Source organism: Mesorhizobium sp. (assembly GCF_017306585.1).
GTDB lineage: Bacteria > Pseudomonadota > Alphaproteobacteria > Rhizobiales > Rhizobiaceae > Mesorhizobium.
Map to the genome: position 1 here is coordinate 1 of NZ_JAFKIC010000052.1, position 7,362 is coordinate 7,362.

The 7,362-nt window shown below is 66.9% G+C and carries 8 protein-coding genes; 2 read left to right on the plus strand and 6 right to left on the minus strand.

Features of this window, described 5'->3' with window-relative positions:
• The 5 genes from carB to J0I79_RS01985 form a co-directional block, all read right to left on the minus strand.
• A partial coding sequence (carB, locus tag J0I79_RS01965; protein ID WP_292854969.1) for a carbamoyl-phosphate synthase large subunit occupies positions 1-1,372 on the minus strand: 1,372 nt, incomplete at its 3' end.
• 220 nt (positions 1,373-1,592) lie between these two features.
• Entirely contained in the window at positions 1,593-2,288 is a 696-nt protein-coding gene (locus J0I79_RS01970; protein ID WP_292854971.1) for a hypothetical protein, read from the minus strand.
• A 198-nt stretch (positions 2,289-2,486) separates the two neighbouring features.
• Positions 2,487-2,837 (minus strand): SH3 domain-containing protein, encoded by a 351-nt coding sequence (locus tag J0I79_RS01975; RefSeq protein WP_292854973.1) that lies wholly within the window; start codon positions 2,835-2,837, stop codon positions 2,487-2,489.
• A 134-nt stretch (positions 2,838-2,971) separates the two neighbouring features.
• Positions 2,972-3,733, minus strand: a complete 762-nt coding sequence (locus J0I79_RS01980) for a metallophosphoesterase family protein (protein WP_292854975.1) — start codon at positions 3,731-3,733, stop codon at positions 2,972-2,974.
• A gap of 71 nt (positions 3,734-3,804) precedes the next feature.
• A complete protein-coding gene (locus J0I79_RS01985) occupies positions 3,805-4,161 on the minus strand; it encodes a helix-turn-helix transcriptional regulator (protein WP_292854976.1) in 357 nt (118 codons plus the stop codon).
• 207 nt (positions 4,162-4,368) lie between these two features.
• Between J0I79_RS01985 and J0I79_RS01990 the strand changes: the two genes are divergently transcribed.
• The gene (locus tag J0I79_RS01990) at positions 4,369-5,547 is read left to right on the plus strand and encodes an MFS transporter (protein WP_292854978.1); all 1,179 of its coding nucleotides are present in this window, start codon (positions 4,369-4,371) and stop codon (positions 5,545-5,547) included.
• Between the two features lie 68 nt (positions 5,548-5,615).
• Here the strand turns inward: J0I79_RS01990 and J0I79_RS01995 are convergent, their stop codons facing one another.
• Entirely contained in the window at positions 5,616-6,083 is a 468-nt protein-coding gene (locus J0I79_RS01995; RefSeq protein WP_292854979.1) for a MarR family winged helix-turn-helix transcriptional regulator, read from the minus strand.
• Between the two features lie 194 nt (positions 6,084-6,277).
• Between J0I79_RS01995 and J0I79_RS02000 the strand changes: the two genes are divergently transcribed.
• Positions 6,278-7,072 carry an SDR family oxidoreductase gene (locus J0I79_RS02000; RefSeq protein WP_292854981.1) on the plus strand — a complete coding sequence of 265 codons (795 nt, stop codon included), beginning with the start codon at positions 6,278-6,280 and terminating at the stop codon, positions 7,070-7,072.
• Positions 7,073-7,362 lie beyond the last annotated feature (290 nt).

The window sequence follows — 7,362 nt, forward strand, 5'->3', positions numbered from 1 at the left end:
GGCCGGTCTCCAGGCCACGCAGCGCCTTCTGCAGCGATTCCTGGAAGGTGCGGCCGATGGCCATGACCTCGCCGACCGACTTCATGGCCGTCGTCAGCACCGGCTCGGCACCGGGGAATTTCTCGAAGGCGAAGCGCGGGATCTTGGTCACCACATAGTCGATCGACGGCTCGAACGAGGCCGGCGTGGCGCCGCCGGTGATGTCGTTCTCCAGTTCGTCCAGCGTGTAGCCGACGGCGAGCTTGGCGGCGATCTTGGCGATCGGGAAGCCGGTGGCCTTGGAGGCCAGCGCCGACGAACGCGAGACGCGCGGGTTCATCTCGATGACGACGAGGCGGCCATCGGCCGGGTTGACGGCGAACTGCACGTTCGAGCCGCCGGTCTCGACCCCGATTTCGCGCAGCACCGCGATCGAGGCGTTGCGCATCATCTGGTATTCCTTGTCGGTCAAGGTCAGCGCCGGCGCGACGGTGATGCTGTCGCCGGTGTGCACGCCCATCGGGTCGATGTTCTCGATCGAGCAGACGATGATGCAATTGTCCGCCTTGTCGCGGACGACCTCCATCTCATACTCCTTCCAGCCGAGCACGCTTTCCTCGATCAGCACTTCGGTGGTCGGAGAAGCGTCGAGGCCAGACTGGACGATGTCGTAGAACTCGGCCCTGTTGTAGGCGATGCCGCCGCCGGTGCCGCCCATGGTGAAGGACGGGCGGATGATGGCGGGCAGGCCGACATGGTCGAGCGCCTGGGCGGCGATCGCCATGCCGTGGCTGATATAGCGCTGCTTGCGGTCGCCTTCGCCGAGGTTCCAGCGGGTTTCCAGCGCGTCGAGCGCCGCGTCGAGATTGTCGGGCTTCTCGGCCTTCAACGCGGCGCGCTCGGCCTCATGCGTCTTGCGGTCGGCGTTCTTGACCTCGGTGGCGTTGGCCAGCATCGACTTCGGCGTTTCCAGCCCGATCTTGCTCATCGCCTCGCGAAACAGCGCCCGGTCCTCGGCCTTGTCGATTGCGTGCGCGTCGGCGCCGATCATCTCTACTTGATAGCGCTCCAGCACGCCCATGCGGCGCAGCGAGAGCGCGGTGTTCAGCGCGGTCTGGCCGCCCATGGTCGGCAGCAGCGCATCCGGCCGCTCCTTGGCGATGATCTTGGCCACCACTTCCGGCGTGATCGGCTCGATATAGGTGGCGTCGGCCAGTTCCGGGTCGGTCATGATCGTGGCCGGGTTGGAATTGACCAGGATGACGCGGAACCCTTCCTCCTTCAGCGCCTTGCAGGCCTGGGTGCCGGAATAGTCGAACTCGCAGGCCTGGCCGATGACGATGGGGCCGGCCCCGATGATCAGGATCGACTTGATGTCGGTGCGTCTTGGCATGGTCGAAATTCCGTTCGGCGAGCGGCTTGCACGAAAAACCGGGACGGGAAGACCCGGCCGGTTGTGCTTGCGATTCTGGTATCAGGCTAGGAGGGCCTTATAGGGAAGAGTTTTGCCGGATGTAACCCCGAAAATGCAGGAGAGGCAGTAGGTGTTAGGCAGTAGGAAGTAGGAGCGCCTTTTGCCTACTCCCTACTGCCTATTCCCTAGTCCCTGGCACCTAATCCCCCAGCGCCAGCTGATCCGTAATCTCGAACCGCTCCGACACGCCGACGCGGATCATGTTCAGCGTGCCTTCCCGGGTGAAGCGGAAGTCGCTGCGCGAGTTGGAGCCGGCGGGCTGGCCGGCATAGAAGGAGATTACGCGGGTGCCGCCGTCGGGCCAGGTCACGGTGACGTCGGCCTTGCTGGAGCCGTTCCGCACGACGCTTACCGCGCAGCGCGTCATCGGCTGGCCGACATAGCGGGCGCAGGGGATTTCGCCCGTCGCGTCGGGCGCATGGGGAGGCGGCTGCTGAGGCTCGACCCGCGCGACGGTCTGCGGGTCGATGGCGGGTTGCGCCTCCGTGCTGCCGGGCCGGGGCGTGGGAACCGGAATGCCCTTCGCGGCGGGCGCCGGGCTGTCGCCGGCTGGGGGATCGGCCACCGGATCGGCGGCGGCTTCCTGGACCGGCTGGTCGTCCGTCTTTGGCGCGTCGGGCGCTGGGGTAGCCGCGGTGGCTGGCGGCGGCGTGACGGTGGCTGTGGCCACGGGAGGCGGCGCCGGGGCCTCGGCCGGGCTCCTGATTTCGCTTGTCGTCGGATTGTCCTGCGCGGCCAGCGCCAGGCCATAGGCATCCTGCATGGCGGTGGCGGCGGCGGATTTCGGCGGTTCGGGTGCGGCCGCATGTGGCAGGCCGCCGAGGCGCGCCGTCAAGTCGGGCGGCGTGGCCGGGGCGGGCTCGGCAGCCGGAGGCTGCGCGGCAACAGGTCCTGCTGCTTCGGGGGCAGGCGCCGCGCTCGCGACCGATGGTGCAGCCGGTGGTGGCGTCTCGGTGGCCGGCCCATCGGCCGGGGGCGGGGCGTCCGGTTTTGGGCCGGTATCCGTGGCGGCGACAGCGGGCGCATCCGCCGGCTAGTCGGTGCTGGAGACAACAGCCGGATTGACCGGATTGAGATAGCGCGCCGGCGTCCAGCCGCTGGCCTTGGGATTGTCCGATTCGACCTTGCACCAGGAATGCCCGTCGACATCGCTGCAGCCTAGGTTCCTGACGCTGGCGCCAGCGGCCAGACGCGCCTCGGTCTTGCCGACCGGCGACGGCTTGGCGCGGACGTTGAGCAGGTCGTCGGGAGCGAGCCCGGTGACGATGGAGATGAAAGGGGTGTCCTCGGCGTGGACCGTGACAACGGCCGGCCACGCCGCCAGAAACAGCGGCGCGGCAATTAGCGCGCAAAGCGTTGTCTTGAGCGTTACTCGGCGCCTCATCACTCGGCCGTGGGCGATCAATTGCATTACCAAAGGCACCGCCAGACCCAAAAACGCTGCCGCACGCGAAGCCGGTTTTATAGGCTGGGGCGCCGCGCCATGTCCAGAAGCGAGATGGTCACACCTTTTTCAGCTTATCCGCCCGGCATAAATCCGGTCCGCAGCCCGTGCGCCCATTCGGGCCGTCCCGCCTGCTCGGCCTGCCGCGCCGCCGCCTCGTGGTCGTAGTCGACCGCGATCGTCTCGAAACGGTCGGGCTGGCCGGCATCGCCTGGAGTGACGATGCCGTAGCGCGCATGCGGCGAGCCCTGTTCGGAGACATGCGCCGGCGGCGTGTCGTCGTCATAGGCGGGGCAGCCGATGCTGCCCGGATTGAAGATGACGGGACCATCGGGGATGCGGATCAGTTCCGGGCGGTGGCTGTGGCCGCACAGCACGATGCGGCAGGCCGGGTCGAGCGCCTTCAGCCGCCGCCGGATCGCGGCCAGCGGCGCACGCACCAACTGGCCATCGGCCACCGCATCGAGCAGGTATTTCTCGTCATGGTCGGGCCGGGCGTGGAAGGCGATGACGCCGGGCGCGATTTCCAGCGTCAGCGGCTGCGAAAACAGCACCTCGCGCTGCGCTTGCGTCAGCCGTTCCTGCGCATAGCGGTCGGACGCCCACATGGTCTCGTCGGCCGGGTCCACGGCGACGCGGCGGTCATGGTTGCCGCGCACCGTCGGCAGGTTCAGCGCCTGCAGCCGCTCGAACGTCTCGCGCGGCCACAGCGGGCCGGAGACGCTGTCGCCGAGATTGACCATGAGATCGGCTCCGCCGCGCCGCGTCAGGTCGGCGAGTACGGCGTCGAGCGCCAGAACATTGCCGTGGATATCGGCGAGAACGGCGATGCGCATTTTCGGGGGCTCCACGGATTCAGGAGGGACTTGTCAAGGCGAAGGGCTCGGCAACCCAAATCCCGCAGGAGTCAGACCGTCACTTCGATGTCGTGGCCGCCGACCGCCGGCAGAGCGGGATCATCGGCCGACGCCGCGATGACGCTGTCGAGCAGACCGGGGAAGCGGGCGTCGAGATCGGCGCGGCGCAGTGTGATCATGCGGTTGGTGCCGACCACTTCGGCGCGGGTGACGCCGGCCTCGCGCAGCTTGGCCAGGTGATAGCTGAGGTTGGTCTTGGAGCCGAGATCGAGGAACTGGCTGCAGTTCAGCGGCACGCCCTCCTTGCTGGCGAGATAGCGCACGATGGCAAGGCGCGTCGGATCCCCGAGCACGCCAAGCACGATGGGCAGGCTGATCTGGTCCGTATTGGGGTGCGGTAACGTCATGGCTGGAACCTAAGCACAGTTCCAGCCGATTTCAACGCATCCGACTTTGCCTGCTGGTGCACGCTCCGTCTCCTCTTCGCGAGCCGCCCCGACCGCTTGTGCTGACATAGGGCTGTCAGCATGGGTCAGCTATTTTCGCCTGGCTTCATTGACATGATGCCCTGTTATGTCCAATTGTTCAATAACTTTTGAACTAAGGACATTCCCATGGACAAGCGGATCTACTGGCTTGCGCTCGGATCGTTCGCGATCTCGACCGAAGGCTTCGTCATCTCCAGCCTTCTGCCCGACATCGCCAGGGATGCCGGCATCTCCATTCCGCTGGCGGGTTCGCTGATCACCGCTTTCGCGCTGGCCTATGCGCTGGGCACGCCCATCCTGGCGACGCTGACCGGCGACTGGGACCGGCGCCGCGTCATCCTGTGGACGCTGGTGTTCTTTGTCATCGGCAACATTGCCGCCGCGCTCAGTTCCTCCTTCGAAGTGCTGCTTGCCGCCCGCATCGTCATGGCGCTGTCCTCGGGCCTGTTCGCGGCGACCGCGCAGGGCACGGCGGTGGCGCTGGTCGATGACCATCACCGGGCACGCGCCATCGCCGTCGTCGTCGGCGGCACCACCGTTGCCGTCGCCGTCGGCGCGCCGCTGGGCGCGCTGGTGGCGGCCTTCACCGGCTGGCGCGGCACGTTTTACGCCATTGCCGGCCTCGGCGCGCTGGCCGGCGCGATATTGTGGTGGCGCCTGCCGCGCGGCATCGTCGGCACCAGGCTGCCGCTCAGGCGCCGGCTGGCCGCGGCAATGCGTCCCGGCGTGATGCCGATCCTTGCGACGACGACGCTCGCCCTCATCGGCGCGTTCACCGTTTTCAGCTTCATCGCGCCGCTTGCGATAGAGGGCGGCGGGCTGTCGCCGATCGCGCTGCCCGGCATGCTGCTGGCCTTCGGGGCCGGGGCCGTCATCGGCAACATCGCCGGCGGCCAGGCTGCCGACCGCTTCGGCGCGACGCGCACCGTCGCTTGGTCGCTGGCGCTCTCGGCCGCCATGCTGGTCACCTTCTCGCTGATCCCGATCTTCCTGCCGCACAGCCTCGCCGGGCTGGCGCTGATGGGCATGATGGTGCCGTGGGGGATCGTCGGCTGGGCTTTCCCGCCGGCGCAGGCGAGCCGCATCATCAAGCTCGCGCCGGACGCGGCGCCCATCGTGCTGTCGCTCAACGCCTCGGCGCTCTATCTGGGCGTTGCGCTGGGCGCGGTGGTGGGTGGCGAGATCCTGCGCTATGGCGCGCCGGCCGATCTCGGCCTGATCGCCGCGGCCTTCCCGGTCATCGGGCTCGGCATCGTGCTGGCCGGGAGGGTGTTTGCCCGACCGGTCGCCATGCCGGCCGAGTAAAGCGTGTCGATATTCAACCGATGCCGGGCCTGACCTGAATCTCAACACGTTTCAAGAATGGCGGCCGCTCATCTGGAGGGAGCGGCCGTCGGCATTTCCAGGTCGAGGGCGGCCACCTCATCCAGCGTCGCGCGCAGTTTCGCGGCCCGTTCCGCGCCGATCCTGTCCTCGAATTGCCGCTGGGCGAGGCTCCACAGCTTGATCGCCTCGTCGAGCTTGGCCTGGCCGGAGGGCGTCAGTTTTACGCGCTTGATGCGGCGGTCGTCCTTGTCCGGGAAGGTTTCGACATAGCCGTCGCGGACCAGCGGCTTCAGCGTATGGCCGAGTGCCGACAGATCCATGATCAGCGCCTCGGCTATGGCGCCCATTGCCGGTTCGCTGCCGACGCTGATCTGGAAGAGCAGGCCGAACTGCGTGCCCTTCAGGCCGGAAGGCGCCAGCGCGTCGTCGTAGAAGCGCCCGAGGCGGCGCGCGGTGCGCCGCAAGGTGGCATTGTTGCAGCGGCTGAAACCCGGCTGTTCGGCTTCCATTGTCATCACTCCTTGCCGGCGAGGATGCGCCGGCCTGTCGCAAAAATAGTTTTCGGCGCCGCCGTTGACAAGATAGTGGCATATACCTACTTCGTTGAAAGTGGCATATGCCACTAATTGGAAATCAGGCGAAAATCATTATCAGGCATGGCTGTCGGCGCTTCCGCCGGAGCCGGCCGAGACAGTAAAGGAACGAGACAATGAGCAGGAACGACAGCAAAGGCACGGCCGTGATCACCGGCGCATCCTCGGGTATCGGCGCCGTCTATGCGGACCGCCTGGCGGGGCAGGGCTACGATCTGGTGCTGGTGGCGCGCCGCGCCGACCGGCTCGAGGAATTAGCGGAAAAGCTGCGTTACGCCTACGATCGCAAGGTCAGCTTCATCGCCGCTGATCTGTCCGACGACGAGGATGTGCGCCGTGTCGAGCGGGTGATATCAGCCGATGAGAGCGTGAAGCTGCTGGTCAACAATGCCGGCCTTGGTGGCCAGATGGTGATCGCCAAGGCCGATGCGGATGCGGTGGAGCGCATGATCAAGGTCAATGTCATCGCCTTGACCCGGCTGACCCGCGCGGTGCTGCCGGTGCTGCTCGCCCGCAACCACGGCGGCATCATCAACATCGCTTCGGTCGCCGCCTACGGCATCGCGGTCGGCGGCATCTACAGCGGTACCAAGGCCTATGTCGTCAACTTCACCGAAGCGGTGCAGAAGGAAGTCGCCGGCACCGGAGTGAGGGCGCAGGTGGTGCTGCCCGGACCGATCCGCACCGAGTTCTGGGAGCTTTCGGGCGCCGACATCGATTCCCTCAACCAGGACTGGGTGATGACCGTGGACGATCTGGTCGACGCCTCGCTGACCGGCTTTGCCCAGGGCGAGACGATCACCGCGCCCGGACTTGCCGACGCGGCCAAGCTCGATGCCTATCTCGGCGCGAGGGACAGTTTTTACGTCAGCCTGATCGGCGGCAAGCCGGCGGCGCGCTACGCGGCTTGAGGGTGCAAAGCTTGGCTTCCTCGCCCCCGCAAGGCGGGGGAGAGGTGGCTCGGCGAAGCCGAGACGGAGAGGGGGGCCGGCTCGACGGTGGCCAAATTTGCGGGGCAATCCCCTACGAAGCCCCCGCTCCGGCCGCTTCGCGGCCACCTTGTATCTACACGAGAGAGATTTCGTGGGAATGAAGCGATTGAGCCAAGGTCCGGGCGGCCGCCCGGACCTTGGCTTGGCGAAGTCGCCCGTACCACCTGAGGTTACAGCCGCGGGAGAGCTTGGGATCTTCGCCTTCGTCA